Source organism: Streptomyces sp. NBC_01294, assembly GCF_035917235.1.
GTDB classification, from domain to species: Bacteria; Actinomycetota; Actinomycetes; order Streptomycetales; family Streptomycetaceae; genus Streptomyces; species Streptomyces caledonius.
Genome location: NZ_CP108423.1, coordinates 5,987,800 through 6,001,491 on the forward strand (window position 1 = coordinate 5,987,800; position 13,692 = coordinate 6,001,491).

The 13,692-nt window shown below is 71.6% G+C and carries 12 protein-coding genes; 9 read left to right on the top strand and 3 right to left on the bottom strand.

The features are described 5' to 3' along the window. Positions 1-6: 6 nt before the first annotated feature. The 3 genes from OG534_RS27035 to OG534_RS27045 all read left to right on the top strand — a co-directional run bounded on the left by OG534_RS27035 (position 7) and on the right by OG534_RS27045 (position 2,281). The gene (locus OG534_RS27035) at positions 7-624 is read left to right on the top strand and encodes a cell division protein SepF (protein WP_326591387.1); all 618 of its coding nucleotides are present in this window, start codon (positions 7-9) and stop codon (positions 622-624) included. A 60-nt stretch (positions 625-684) separates the two neighbouring features. Next, positions 685-981: a YggT family protein gene (locus OG534_RS27040; RefSeq protein WP_326591389.1), complete on the top strand. Its 297-nt coding sequence runs from the start codon at positions 685-687 to the stop codon at positions 979-981. Between the two features lie 82 nt (positions 982-1,063). Next, positions 1,064-2,281, top strand: coding sequence for a DivIVA domain-containing protein (locus OG534_RS27045; RefSeq protein ID WP_326591391.1), 1,218 nt, complete (start codon positions 1,064-1,066; stop codon positions 2,279-2,281). Between the two features lie 461 nt (positions 2,282-2,742). On the opposite strand, the gene ileS is transcribed toward OG534_RS27045, so the two are convergent. Further along, complete coding sequence (gene ileS, locus OG534_RS27050) at positions 2,743-5,889, bottom strand: isoleucine--tRNA ligase (protein ID WP_326591392.1); 3,147 nt, start codon at positions 5,887-5,889, stop codon at positions 2,743-2,745. 606 nt (positions 5,890-6,495) lie between these two features. Here ileS and OG534_RS27055 point away from each other — a divergent pair. The 5 genes from OG534_RS27055 (at position 6,496) to OG534_RS27075 (ending at position 11,229) form a co-directional block, all read left to right on the top strand. After that, on the top strand, positions 6,496-7,323 hold the full coding sequence (locus OG534_RS27055; protein ID WP_326591393.1) for a TraR/DksA family transcriptional regulator: 828 nt from the start codon (positions 6,496-6,498) through the stop codon (positions 7,321-7,323). Between the two features lie 165 nt (positions 7,324-7,488). Then, complete coding sequence (gene lspA / locus OG534_RS27060; protein ID WP_398565775.1) at positions 7,489-8,049, top strand: signal peptidase II; 561 nt, start codon at positions 7,489-7,491, stop codon at positions 8,047-8,049. A gap of 41 nt (positions 8,050-8,090) precedes the next feature. Continuing rightward, complete coding sequence (locus OG534_RS27065; protein ID WP_326591394.1) at positions 8,091-9,032, top strand: RluA family pseudouridine synthase; 942 nt, start codon at positions 8,091-8,093, stop codon at positions 9,030-9,032. Then, complete coding sequence (locus OG534_RS27070; protein ID WP_326591395.1) at positions 9,029-9,505, top strand: GNAT family N-acetyltransferase; 477 nt, start codon at positions 9,029-9,031, stop codon at positions 9,503-9,505. Before OG534_RS27065 ends, OG534_RS27070 begins: the two co-directional genes overlap by 4 nt. A gap of 131 nt (positions 9,506-9,636) precedes the next feature. After that, complete coding sequence (locus tag OG534_RS27075; protein ID WP_326591396.1) at positions 9,637-11,229, top strand: Na+/H+ antiporter; 1,593 nt, start codon at positions 9,637-9,639, stop codon at positions 11,227-11,229. Here the strand turns inward: OG534_RS27075 and OG534_RS27080 are convergent. Then, positions 11,226-11,720 (bottom strand): SRPBCC family protein, encoded by a 495-nt coding sequence (locus OG534_RS27080; protein WP_326591397.1) that lies wholly within the window; start codon positions 11,718-11,720, stop codon positions 11,226-11,228. The two genes, OG534_RS27075 and OG534_RS27080, sit on opposite strands and share 4 nt — an antisense overlap. Before the next feature lie 63 nt (positions 11,721-11,783). On the opposite strand from OG534_RS27080, the gene OG534_RS27085 reads away from it, so the two are divergent. After that, positions 11,784-12,374 carry a TetR/AcrR family transcriptional regulator gene (locus OG534_RS27085; RefSeq protein ID WP_326591398.1) on the top strand — a complete coding sequence of 197 codons (591 nt, stop codon included), beginning with the start codon at positions 11,784-11,786 and terminating at the stop codon, positions 12,372-12,374. Positions 12,375-12,645: 271 nt separating this feature from the next. Here OG534_RS27085 and OG534_RS27090 read toward each other — a convergent pair whose 3' ends face one another. After that, the gene (locus tag OG534_RS27090; protein WP_326593877.1) at positions 12,646-13,689 is read right to left on the bottom strand and encodes a mechanosensitive ion channel family protein; all 1,044 of its coding nucleotides are present in this window, start codon (positions 13,687-13,689) and stop codon (positions 12,646-12,648) included. Positions 13,690-13,692 lie beyond the last annotated feature (3 nt).

Consider the following 13,692-nt stretch of genomic DNA (forward strand, 5'->3'; position numbering starts at 1 on the left):
CGGAGAATGGCCGGCGCGATGCGCAAGATGGCGGTCTACCTCGGCCTCGTGGAGGACGACCGGTACGACAACCCGGGGTACGACCCCGACGACGAGTTCGAGCCCGAGCCCGAGATGGAGCGAGCTCGGGACCGGGATCGCCGACAGCAGCCCGTGCACCAAGCGCCCGTATCGGACGAACCGGTACGAGTGGTACAGCCGCCGGCTCAGCGGGAACCCATCCCAATTCCGGTGGAAAACGGACGTCCTGCGCGAATTGCCCCCGTGGCATCCATCACACCTGATCGCACGAACCTGGAGAAGAACGCCCCCGTGATCATGCCCAAGGTCGTCTCCGAGCGGGAGCCGTACCGCATCACGACGCTGCACCCCCGGACCTACAACGAGGCCCGTACCATCGGGGAACACTTCCGTGAGGGCACTCCGGTGATCATGAATCTCACGGAGATGGACGACACGGATGCGAAGCGTCTCGTGGACTTCGCCGCCGGTCTCGTCTTCGGCCTGCACGGCAGCATTGAACGCGTGACACAGAAGGTGTTCCTGCTGTCGCCTGCTAACGTCGATGTCACGGCGGAGGACAAGGCTCGCATCGCGGAGGGCGGGTTCTTCAACCAAAGCTAGACCGATCCGTCAGATACGGGACCGGGATGAGAGCGGGAAACGGGGAGAGGGAAGCGCGGGATGGGCGTCGCACTACAGGTGGTCTACATCGTGCTGATGTGCTTCCTCATCGTGCTGATCTTCCGACTGGTCATGGACTACGTGTTCCAGTTCGCACGTTCATGGACACCCGGCAAGGCGATGGTGGTCGTTCTGGAGGCCACCTACACTCTTACCGATCCACCGCTCAAGCTTCTTCGGCGGTTCATCCCGCCGTTGCGTCTCGGGGGCGTGGCACTCGACCTGTCCTTCTTCGTTCTGATGATCATCGTTTACATCCTCATCAGCTTCGTGAGCAGCGCTGCGAGAAGCGTGTGAGCGATGAACTTCTCCGCGCGCGCGGGGACAGTCCCGATACGGTCTTGCCGACTGCCGACGACTACGTAGAGGTGAAGAAGACATGCCGCTGACTCCCGAGGACGTGCGGAACAAGCAGTTCACGACCGTCCGCCTGCGAGAAGGCTATGACGAGGACGAGGTCGACGCCTTCCTCGACGAGGTCGAGTCCGAACTGACGCGCCTGCTGCGCGAGAACGAGGACCTGCGCGCCAAGCTGGCCGCGGCCACGCGTGCCGCTGCGCAGAACCAGCAGCAGCAGGGCATGCGCAAGCCGGAACCCCAGGACCAGCGCGGCCCCGGCGCCCCCGTGCCCGCGGCCATATCCGGCCCGCCGCAGCAGCAGCAGCAGATGGGCCCGCCCCAGCTGCCGGGCGGCCAGCCGCAGCTTCCGCCGGGCCCCGGCGGCCAGGGCCAGCAGGGCCCCGGCCCGATGGGCGGCCCCATGGGCGGTCCCATGCAGCAGCACCCCATGGGTGGACCGCAGGGCATGGGCCAGCAGCAGATGCAGCAGCAGTCGATGGGCGGCCAGAACCCGCTCGGCCAGCAGATGCAGCCCATGGGCCAGCAGATGCAGCCGATGGGCCAGCAGATGCAGCCGATGGGCCAGCAGATGCAGCAGATGCAGCAGCCGCAGCTCCCGCAGCAGGGCCCTGGTGGCGACAGCGCCGCCCGCGTCCTCTCGCTGGCGCAGCAGACCGCCGACCAGGCGATCGCGGAGGCCCGCTCCGAGGCCAACAAGATCGTCGGCGAGGCCCGGTCGCGCGCCGAGGGCCTGGAGCGGGACGCCCGCGCCAAGGCCGACGCGCTGGAGCGGGACGCCCAGGAGAAGCACCGTGTCGCGATGGGCTCCCTGGAGTCCGCCCGCGCCACGCTGGAGCGCAAGGTCGAGGACCTGCGGGGCTTCGAGCGTGAGTACCGTACGCGTCTGAAGTCCTACCTGGAGTCGCAGCTGCGCCAGCTGGAGACCCAGGCCGACGACTCCCTGGCCCCGCCGCGCAACCCGGGCGCCCCGTCGCTGCCGCCGTCGCCGTCGCCTTCGATGGCTCCGGCCGGTGCGATGGGCCACTCGATGGGCGGTCCGTCGATGGGCGGCCCCTCCATGGGCGGTCCGTCCCCCATGGGCGGCCCCTCGATGGGTGCGGGCCCGTCCTACGGCGGCCAGCAGCAGATGTCCCCGGCGATGACCCAGCCGATGGCTCCGGTGCGGCCGGTTGCGCCGCAGCCGATGCAGGCGCCGTCGCCGATGCGGGGCTTTCTGATCGACGAGGACGACAACTAGGCGCCGCCGCCGTTTCTGCGGTCGGCAGCCGCTCTACGGGCCGGGCCCGAGGTTCCACGGAACCTCGGGCCCGGCCCGTTTGCGTGCCCGGGCGCGCCACCGTTGCGGGGGCCGGCCCCCGACCCCCGCGCCTCAAACGCCGGCGGGGCTGAAAGAACGGGGCTCCGCCCCGGACCCCGCGCCTCAAACGCCGGCGGGGCTGGGTGGTGCGGCGGGGCTGAAAGATCGGGGCTCCGCCCCGGACCCCCGCGCCTGAAACGCCGGCGGGGCTGGGTGGTGCGGCGGGGCTGAAAGATCGGGGCTCCGCCCCGGACCCCCGCGCCTCAAACGCCGGCGGGGCTGGGTGGTGCGGCGGGGCTGGGTGGTGCGGCGGAGCCCCGGGAAACGGTGAGAGAGCCCGGTGGGGAAAGCAGAGCGGCCCGCACCCCCTACCGGGAGGTGCGGGCCGCTCTGGGCCGGGGTTACGCCTTGCGGAGGCGGAAGGTCAGGGACAGGGGCTCGTCCGTGAACGGGTCGCCGTACGCCGCGTCGGCCGAGCCGTCCGCGAAGTCCGTGGCCAGGACCTCGTCCGCGATGAGCGTCGCGTGGTCCGTCAGGGCCGTGACGACCTCCGGGTCCGCGGAGGACCACCGCAGCGCGATCCGGTCCGCGACGTCCAGGCCGGAGTTCTTCCGGGCCTCCTGGATCAGGCGGATCGCGTCACGCGCCAGGCCCGCCAGCCGCAGCTCCGGGGTGATCTCCAGGTCCAGGGCGACCGTCGCGCCCGAGTCGGACGCCACCGACCAGCCCTCGCGCGGGGTCTCCGTGATGATGACCTCCTCCGGGGAGAGGGACACCTCCTCGCCGTTCACCGACACGACCGCGGTGCCCGAGCGCAGGGCCAGCGACAGCGCCGCCGCGTCGGCCGCGGCCACCGCCTTCGCCACGTCCTGGACGCCCTTGCCGAAGCGCTTGCCCAGCGCGCGGAAGTTCGCCTTCGCCGTGGTGTCCACCAGGGACCCGCCGACCTCGGAGAGCGAGGCCAGGGAGGAGACGTTCAGCTCCTCGGTGATCTGCGACCGCAGCTCGGGGGAGAGCGCGTCGAAGCCCACCGCGCCGACCAGGGCCCGGGAGAGCGGCTGGCGGGTCTTGACGCCCGACTCGGCGCGCGTGGCGCGGCCCAGCTCGACCAGGCGCCGGACCAGCAGCATCTGCTGGGACAGGGTCCGGTCCACCTGGGACGCGTCCGCCACCGGCCACGTCGAGAGGTGCACCGACTCCGGGGCGTCCGGGGTGACCGGGACGATCATGTCCTGCCAGACCCGCTCCGTGATGAAGGGGGTCAGCGGGGCCATCAGGCGGGTGACCGTCTCGACCACGTCGTGCAGGGTGCGCAGCGCGGCCGCGTCGCCCTGCCAGAAGCGGCGGCGCGAGCGGCGGACGTACCAGTTGGAGAGGTCGTCGACGAACGCGGAGAGGAGCTTGCCGGCGCGCTGGGTGTCGTACGACTCCATCGCCTCGGTGACCTCGCCGACCAGGGCGTGCAGCTCGGAGAGCAGCCAGCGGTCGAGGACCGTGCGGTCGGCCGGGGCCGGGTCGGCCGCGGACGGCGCCCAGCTCGACGTACGGGCGTACAGGGCCTGGAAGGCGACCGTGTTCCAGTACGTGAGGAGGGTCTTGCGGACGACCTCCTGGATCGTGCCGTGGCCGACGCGGCGCGCCGCCCACGGGGAGCCGCCGGCCGCCATGAACCAGCGCACCGCGTCCGCGCCGTGCTGGTCCATGAGCTGGATCGGCTCGAGGGTGTTGCCCAGGTGCTTGGACATCTTGCGGCCGTCCTCGGCGAGGATGTGGCCCAGGCAGACCACGTTCTCGTAGGAGGACTTGTCGAAGACGAGGGTGCCGACCGCCATCAGCGTGTAGAACCACCCGCGCGTCTGGTCGATGGCCTCCGAGATGAACTGCGCCGGGTAGCGCTTCTCGAAGATCTCCTTGTTCTTGTGCGGGTAGCCCCACTGCGCGAACGGCATCGAGCCCGAGTCGTACCAGGCGTCGATGACCTCGGGCACGCGGACGGCGGTCAGCTCGCAGCCCTCGGCCGTGCAGGGGAAGGTGACGTCGTCGATGTAGGGGCGGTGCGGGTCCAGGGCGGACTGGTCCGTCCCGGACAGCTCCGTCAGCTCCGCGCGCGAGCCGACGCAGGTGAGGTGGTTTTCCTCACACCGCCAGATCGGCAGCGGGGTGCCCCAGTAGCGGTTGCGGGACAGCGCCCAGTCGATGTTGTTGTTCAGCCAGTCGCCGAAGCGGCCCTGCTTGACGGAGTCCGGGAACCAGTTGGTCTTCTCGTTCTCCCGCAGCATCGCGTCCTTGACGGCGGTGGTGCGGATGTACCAGGACGGCTGCGCGTAGTAGAGCAGGGCCGTGTGGCAGCGCCAGCAGTGCGGGTAGCTGTGCTCGTAGGCGATGTGCTTGAAGAGCAGGCCGCGCGCGTCGAGGTCGGCGGTCAGCTTCTCGTCGGCCTTCTTGAAGAAGATGCCGCCGACCAGCGGGACCTCCTCCTCGAAGGTGCCGTCGGGGCGGACCGGGTTCACGACGGGCAGGCCGTACGCGCGGCAGACCGCGAGGTCGTCGGCGCCGAAGGCGGGGGACTGGTGGACCAGACCGGTGCCGTCCTCGGTCGTGACGTACTCGGCGTTCACGACGTAGTGGGCCTCGGCCGGGAATTCCACGAGCTCGAAGGGGCGCTGGTAGGTCCAGCGCTCCATCTCCTTGCCCGTGAAGGTCTCGCCGGTGGCCTCCCAGCCCTCGCCGAGGGACTTCTCCAGCAGCGGCTGGGCGACGACCAGCTTCTCCTCGCCGTTGGTGGCCACGACGTACGTGACCTCCGGGTGCGCGGCCACGGCGGTGTTGGAGACCAGGGTCCAGGGGGTCGTCGTCCAGACCAGCAGCGCGGCCTGGCCGGCCAGCGGGCCGGAGGTCAGCGGGAAGCGGACGAAGACCGAGGGGTCGACGACCGTCTCGTAGCCCTGGGCCAGCTCGTGGTCGGAGAGGCCGGTGCCGCAGCGCGGGCACCAGGGGGCGACGCGGTGGTCCTGGGTGAGCAGACCCTTGTTGAAGATCTCCTTCAGCGACCACCACACGGACTCGACGTACTCGGGGTCCATGGTCCGGTAGGCGTCGTCCAGGTCGACCCAGTAGCCCATCCGGGTCGTGAGCTCGGTGAACGCGTCGGTGTGGCGGGTCACGGACTCGCGGCACTTGGCGTTGAACTCGGCGATGCCGTACGCCTCGATGTCCTGCTTGCCGTTGAAGCCCAGTTCCTTCTCGACGGCGAGCTCGACGGGCAGGCCGTGGCAGTCCCAGCCGGCCTTGCGGGCCACGTGGTAGCCGCGCATGGTGCGGAACCGGGGGAAGACGTCCTTGAAGACGCGGGCCTCGATGTGGTGCGCGCCGGGCATGCCGTTCGCGGTGGGCGGGCCCTCGTAGAAGACCCACTCGGGGCGGCCCTCGGACTGCTCCAGGGTCGTGGCGAAGGTCTTGCTCTCGCGCCAGAAGTCGAGGACCGCGTGCTCGAGGGCAGGCAGGTCGACCTGGGCGGGTACCGGGCGGTACTGCGGCGGTGTGGTCATGAGGCTGAACTCTTCCTCCGGCGGGGTGTCACTTCCGTCCGGAGGGACGAGAGCCGACTGCTGCTCCCGCGGTACCACCCTCCTTGGCCGCCGGACGGAATCCCGGTGGCCCCCTCATTGGGGTGCGAAGCCGGTTCTACTCGCCGTACGGGATCCGGGCGGGATCCGTACGGCTTTCTTCCGGCGGCTCAGGGGTGATCCTTCACATCGCGCTCGCCCCCGGGCTCTCACCGTCCCCGGGTCGCTCCTGGCTGCGTCCGACGCTACTCGTCCCCGTCCATGCCTTTCGCTGGGCCCAGTGTACGGGCCGAGGGGGCGCGCGGCAGACCGGTTTACGGGGGCCCGTGCGCGGCTCGCGGGCCCGGCGTGGCGGGGGTGTTCCCGGGGGCGCGGCCGGGGGGTGAGGAGGGGTGCGGCCGGGGCACGGGACGGGTCCGCGGGTGACCCGAATGGGCCTGACGCGCCGGTCCGGACGCGGGTGGGGCGGGAGTGGCGGATTACCGGGCCTCCGGATGGGCACAACGGATGCAGGTTGACCTCGATGGATGCGTGCCCCGTTGCCGCGGGGCTGGAGTCGATTTATCGTTCCGGCACGATTCGCGAGCAATGATCACAGTATGTGAAGGGGCCGCGGCCATGGTGGCGAAGAAGACCGCCGGGAGTACTGCCAAGAAGGCTGTCGGGAAGGCGGCGGTCTCCGAGGACGCGGCTCCCGCCGAGAAGGCGGCCGCCGCCCGGAAGACCGCTGCCGCGGACAGGGCCCCGGTCGACAGGGCTCCGGCAAAGAAGGCTCCGGCCCGGAAGGCCGCGGCCGGCAAGGCCCCGGCCGAGAAGGCGACCGCCGTCGCGAAGACGACCGCCGTCGGGAAGCGGACGGCCACGGCCAAGAAGGCCGGGGCCGAGGGGGCGGCGCACGCCGCGAAGGAGACGGGAGTCCGGAAAGTGGTTGCCAAGAAGAGCACCGGTACGGCGAGGAAGGCGGCCGAGGCCGCCACGAGCGGGCTGCCCAAGACACGGGCCACGGCGGCCCTGAGCCCCGGCGAGCTGGCCGTACGGCCCGGGGAGGACCCCTGGACCGCCAAGGAGGTCGAGGACGCCCGTACGGAGCTGCTGTCGGAGGTGCTGCGGCTGCGCGCCGAGCTCGACGCCTCCGAGGTGGCCATCTCGGGCCTGATGCGGGACTCGGGCGACGGCGCGGGCGACGACCAGGCCGACACCGGCACAAAGAACATCACCCGGGAGTCCGAGCTGGCGCTCGCGGCGAACGCCAGCTCGATGCTGGAGCAGTCCGAGCGGGCCCTGGAACGGCTGGAGGCGGGCACGTACGGGCTCTGCGAGAACTGCGGGAAGCCGATCGGCAAGGCCAGGATGCAGGCCTTCCCGAGGGCCACGCTGTGCGTGGACTGCAAGCAGAAGCAGGAGCGGCGGCACTAGCCGGGCGCGGAGAGGCCACGGCGAGGGCACGGCGAGGGCACGGCTAGAGCACAGAGAGGGCACGAGGTGGGAGGTGGGGCAGGCGGTGTGCGGGGGCCCTGACGTACCCTCGTGTCTCGTCAGGGTCCAGGAGGAGCCTGGTTCGAGCTAGTTCGAGGGACTCACGTGGCAGAGGCGGAGCGCATCATCGGTACGCCGGAGGTCGGGGACGACGCCCAGCCGGAGTCCGTCGTGCCCAAGGGGCACCGGCGGATCGTCGCGCTGCTCGTCGTGGCGTTGCTCGCCTACGTGCTGGACCTCGGCACCAAGATGCTGGTCGTGGCGAAGCTGGAGCACCAGCCGCCGATCGAGATCATCGGTGACCTGCTGAAGTTCGAGGCGGTCCGCAACCCGGGCGCGGCCTTCGGCTTCGGCGAGGCCTTCACCATCATCTTCACCTGCATCGCGGCCTCCGTGATCGTGGTGATCGTGCGGCTGGCCCGCAAGCTCTACAGCCTGCCGTGGGCGATCGCGCTGGGCCTGCTGCTGGGCGGTGCGCTGGGCAACCTGACCGACCGGATCTTCCGTTCGCCGGGTGTGTTCCGGGGCGCGGTCGTCGACTTCATCGCGCCGGCCCATTTCGCCGTCTTCAACCTCGCCGACTCGGCGATCGTGTGCGGCGGCATCCTCATCGTGCTCCTGTCCTTCAAGGGCCTGGACCCGGACGGCACCGTCCACAAGGACTGATCGCGGGACGGTACGACCGTCGAGTCCTGCATACTCGACGGGTGAGTACGATTCCCGAGATCCGCACCCTGCCCGTTCCCGATGGCCTCGAGGGCGAGCGCGTCGACGCCGCCATCGCCCGTATGTTCGGTTTCTCCCGGACGAAGGCGGCCGATCTCGCGGCCGCGGGGAAGGTGTCGGTCGACGGCAGTGTCGTCGGGAAGTCCGAGCGTGTACACGGTGGCGCCTGGCTCGAAGTCGAGATGCCCGAGCCGCCACGACCGGTCGAGGTCGTCGCCGAGCCCGTCCCCGGCATGGAGATCGTCCATGACGACGACGACATCGTCGTCATCATGAAGCCGGTGGGCGTCGCCGCCCACCCGAGCCCCGGCTGGACCGGCACCACCGTCATCGGCGGTCTCGCCGCGGCGGGATACCGCATCTCCACCTCCGGCGCGTCCGAGCGCCAGGGCATCGTGCACCGCCTCGACGTCGGCACGTCCGGCCTGATGGCCGTCGCGAAGTCGGAGCGCGCGTACACCTCGCTGAAGAACCAGTTCCGCGAGCGGATCGTGGACAAGCGCTACCACGCGCTGGTGCAGGGCCACCCGGACCCGATGAGCGGCACGATCGACGCGCCGATCGGCCGCCACCCGAGCGCGGACTACAAGTGGGCCGTGACGCAGGACGGCAAGGACTCGGTCACCCACTACGACCTGATCGAGGCCTTCCGCGCCGCCTCGCTGCTGGACATCAAGCTGGAGACCGGGCGTACGCACCAGATCCGCGTGCACATGTCCGCGCACCGGCACCCCTGCGTCGGCGACCTGACCTACGGCGCCGACCCGACCGTCGCGAAGCGGCTCGGCCTCACCCGGCAGTGGCTGCACGCGGTGCGGCTCGGCTTCGAGCACCCGTCCGACGGGCAGTGGGTGGAGTTCGAGAGCACCTACCCGGCGGACCTCCAGCACGCGCTGGACGTCATCCGGGCGGAGAGCGAGTGACCGCCGTCGGGTTCGAGGTACGGGTCGCCGACTCCGAGGCCGACAGGGCGGCGTGCTTCGCCGTACGGCACGAGGTGTTCGTGGTCGAGCAGTGCGTGCCGGAATCGATCGAGTACGACGCGTACGACGCGGGCGCGGTCCACGTGCTGGCCGTGGGAGCGGACGGGGCGGCGCTGGGCACGGGCCGGCTGCTGCACGGCGCCGCCGCACTGGGCAAGATCGGGCCCGGGGCCGTCGGCGTCGGCTCGCTCGGGCGCCTCGCCGTCGCCAAGGCCGCGCGCGGGCTGGGCGTGGGCGTCGCGCTGGTGCGGGCGATCGAGGCCGAGGGGGTCCGGCTCGGCCTGACGGCCGTGGACCTGGGCGCGCAGACGCATGCGCTCGGCTTCTACGAGCGGCTCGGGTACGTGGCCTACGGCCCGGAGTTCGAGGACGCGGGCATCCCGCACCGAGCCATGCGACGCCCCCTGCCGTAGCCCTGCCATCCAGCCCCGCCGGCTTTTGAGGCGCGGGCGCGGAGCGCCGTAGGGGTTCGGGTGCAGCCCGACACGGAGGTGCAGGCCCGTCACCGCCCGAGCCAAGCGCAGCGGACTGGCAGGGTGGGGGAGTGGATCAGCTTGCTCTGCTGTTCGTGCTCCTGCTCGGGGCCGTGGTCACGGTGCCGCTCGGGGATCGGCTGGGACTGCCCGCGCCCGTGCTCATGACCATCGGCGGGGTGATCCTCGCGCTGGTCCCGGCCGTGCCGAACGTCGAGGTCCCGCCCGAGTTCATCCTGCCGCTGGTGCTGCCCCCGCTGCTGTACGCCTCCGTGCAGCGCACCTCCTGGCGGCAGTTCGCCGCCAACGTCCGGCCCATCCTCCTGCTGGCCGTGGCCCTGGTGTTCGTGACGACCGCCGCCGTGGCCGCCGTCGCCAACGCCGTCGTGCCCGGGCTGCCGATCGCCGCGGCCGTCGCGCTCGGCGCGCTCGTCGCCCCGCCCGATCCGGTCGCGGCCACCGCCGTCGCCGGATCGCTCGGGCTGCCCCGCCGGATGATCTCGATCCTGGAGGGCGAGGGGCTCTTCAATGACGTGACGGCGATCGTGCTCTATCACGTGGCCGTCGCCGCGGTCGTCAGCGGCAGTTTCTCCTGGCCGGACGCGCTCGGGGAGTTCGTGCTCTCGGCCGTGGTGGCCGTGGCCGTGGGCCTCGCGCTCGGCTGGATCACCCACCGGCTGATGGGACGGCTCGGTGACGCCACGCTGCAGATCGGGCTGACGCTGCTGGTGCCGTTTGTGGCCTACGTGGTCGCGGAGGAGCTCCAGGGGTCGGGGGTGCTGGCCGTGCTGACGACGGCCCTGTTCCTGGCCGAGTACGCCTCCGACGCCGACGACGTGCTGGGGCGCCTCGCCGGGCACACCTTCTGGGAAGTCGTCGACATGCTTGTCACCGGGGTGGCCTTCGGGCTGATCGGGCTGGAGCTGCACAACGTCTTCGGGACGGCGGAGGGCCGCGCGTGGGAGATGGCCGGATGGGCGGCCGTCGTGGTCGCGGTGGTGGTCGGCGTACGGCTGGCGTGGCTGCTGCCGGCCGGCTGGCTCGCCAAGAAGCTGCACCGGCGGCGCGACTACGACGAGGAGATCCCGCTGAGCTGGCGGGAGAGCGTGGTGATGTGGTGGGCCGGGATGCGGGGGGTGGCCTCGGTGGCCCTGGCGCTGGCGATTCCCCTGCGGACGGATGCCGGTGAGCCCTTCCCGGGGCGGGACCAGATCATTTTCATCGCGTTCGCGGTGATCATGGCGACCCTGGTGTGCCAGGGGCTGACCCTGCCGTGGCTGGTGCGGCGGCTGGGGGTGGAGGCCGACACGGACGCCGGGCGGGACGCCGAGCGGCGGCTGGCGATCCGCGCCGCCCAGGCCGCGAAGCGGCGGCTGAAGGAGATCGAGCAGGCCGAGGACCTGGCGGAGGACCTGGTCGAGCAACTGCACCGGCGGGCGTACGACGTGGGGGCCAGGATCAGCCCCGACATGGTGGACGAGGAACGGCGCGAGGCGTACGCGCAGCGGGTGCAGCGGCTCCACGACATCCAGCGGATCCAGCGGGAGATGATGTCGGCCGCCCGCCACGAGGTGCTGGCCGCCCGCAGCGAACCCGGCTCCGACCCGGAGATCGTGGACCGGGTGCTGCGGCACCTCGACGTACGGAGCCTGCGCTCGCCCTAGGAGGCGAGACGCTCCAGGGCGAGGAGGAAGCGGACGTACGGGGACCAGCGGGCGCGGCGGGCGACCGTGCCCGTGCAGGCGCGTTCGGCGCGGTCCAGGCTGTCCTCCAGGCAGGCGTCGTGCACCGGGCGCCAGGCCAGCGGCCAGGTGACGCGGGCCAGGCCGCTGGTGGACATCGCGAGGGTGTGGCGCAGCACGGTGCGCTCGGCGTCGACGGGCAGGACGGCGAACTCGTGGAAGCCGTGGAAGCCGCGCGGCCCGGTGAAGGTGAAGCGGACCCAGGTGCCGGGCACGTACGAGGCCACCGTGTACCGGACCGGCCCGTGGCCGCCCACCGCGCCGACCGACAGCGGACGGTCGAACTCCATCGGCTCCCACACGCGGCCCGGCCACAGTCGGTCGGCGTCCCCGGCGGACAGCGTGTCGACGAGTGCGCCCACCTCGCTCGCCTTTGCCGCCAGCAGCCGTTCGTGCACGTTGTAGACGCCCATGCGCCCTCCCCTTCGCGTTATTAGAGAGGAGTCTCTAATAATCTGGAGGGTACTCTCTGATTCATGGCGAGACCACCCCGCTTCGACACCGACCAGATCCTCGACGCCGCCGTCCGGCTGGCCGCCTCCGCCGGACCGGGCGGCGTGACCGTGTCCGCCGTGGCCCAGGCCATCGGCGCACCGAGCGGGTCCATGTACCACCGCTTCTCCGGGCGCACGGCGCTGCTCGCCGAGGTGTGGCTGCGGACCGTCGAGCGCTTCCAGGAGGGGTACTTCGCCGCCCTCCACAGCGACGCCGACCCCCGCCGGGCCGCCCGTGCGGCCGCCCGGCACGTCGTGGCGTGGAGCCGGGCCCATCCGCAGGAGGCGGCCCTGCTGCTCCACGGCCCTGCGGAGTTCGGCCGCGGCGACTGGGCCGAGGAGCACATCCGGCGGGCCGACTCCGGCAACGAGCGCGTGTACGCGGCGATCGGCGGGCTCGCGGCGTCTCTCGGGGTGACGGTGACGGATGCGCAGGGGCGCGACCGGGTCGTCCTGGCGCTGATCGACCTGCCGCTGTCGGTCGTCCGCCGGTACGTGCGTGCGGGTGCGGCGTTGCCGGCGCACGCCGAGGATCTCGCCGAGGAGTGCGCGGTGTCGCTGCTGACGTCCTGACCCGTCTGCGGGTCGGCTGCCGGGGGCGCTGCCCCCGGACCCCCGCGCCTCAAACGCCGGCGAGGCTGAAAAGAACGGGGCTCCGCCCCGGACCCCCGCGCCTCAAACGCCGGCGGGGCTGGGATTGCCGGGCGGGGGTGAAAGATCGGGGCTCCGCCTCGGACCCCCGTGCCTCAAACGCCGGCGGGGCTGGGATTGCCGGGCGGGGGTGAAAGATCGGGGCTCCGCCTCGGACCCCCGTGCCTCAAACGCCGGCGGGGCTGGATTTTCCTCAGGCGCCCGGGCGGGGGCTGGCCTCCGTGGTGGCGATGTGGGGCAAGGCGTGGGGGTGGTGGGTCACCAGCCAGGTGATCAGGCGTTCGCGGACCGCGCACCGCAGCGTCCACAAGTCGTCCGCGTCCTTCGCCGTGACCACCGCGCGGACCTGGACCGTGTGCGGAGTGGTGTCCGTCACGGCGAGGCCGCCGCCGCGGCCGTCCCACTCCGGGAGTTCCTTCAGGATCTCCTGGAGCTGCTCCCGCATCAGGTCGAGCGGCGCGCTGTGGTCCAGGTGCCAGAAGACCGTGCCGGTCATCTGCGCGCCGCCGCGCGACCAGTTCTCGTACGGCTTGCTCGTGAAGTACGACACAGGCATCGTGATGCGGCGCTCGTCCCAGGTGCGGACGGTCAGGAAGGTCAGGGTGATCTCCTCGACCCTGCCCCACTCCTTGTCGACGACCACCGTGTCTCCGATGCGGACGGTGTCGCCGAAGGCGATCTGGAGGCCGGCGAAGAGGTTGCCCAGCGCGGCCTGGGCGGCGATGCCCGCCACGATTCCGAGGACGCCCGCGGAGGCGAGCAGCGAGGCGCCGACCGCACGCATCGGCGGGAAGGTCAGCAGCATCGCCGCCGCCGCGACCACGACCACCAGCGCCGTGACCACCCGCTGGATCAGCGTGACCTGCGTGCGGACCCGGCGGACCCGGGCGTCGTCCTCGGTCACGGCGGCGTAGCGCGCGTACGTGGAGTCGACCGCGGCCGTCGCGATGCGCACCGCCAGCCAGGCGGCGGAGCCGATCAGCACCAGGGTGAGGAACCGGCCGACGCCGAAGGCGTGGTCGGGCAGGATCCCCGCCTGCCGGTACGAGGCTCTGAGCAGCGAGGTGCAGAGCACCACCTGGAAGGGCAGCCGGCAGCGGCGCAGGAGGCCCCAGAGCGGGGTCTCGGTGTGCCGGGCGTCGGCCCGGCGCAGCAGCAGGTCCAGCAGCCAGCCCGCGATCAGGGTGGCGACCAGCGAGCCGCCGATGACCGTCACGGGGCGCAGGACGTTCTCCATCTC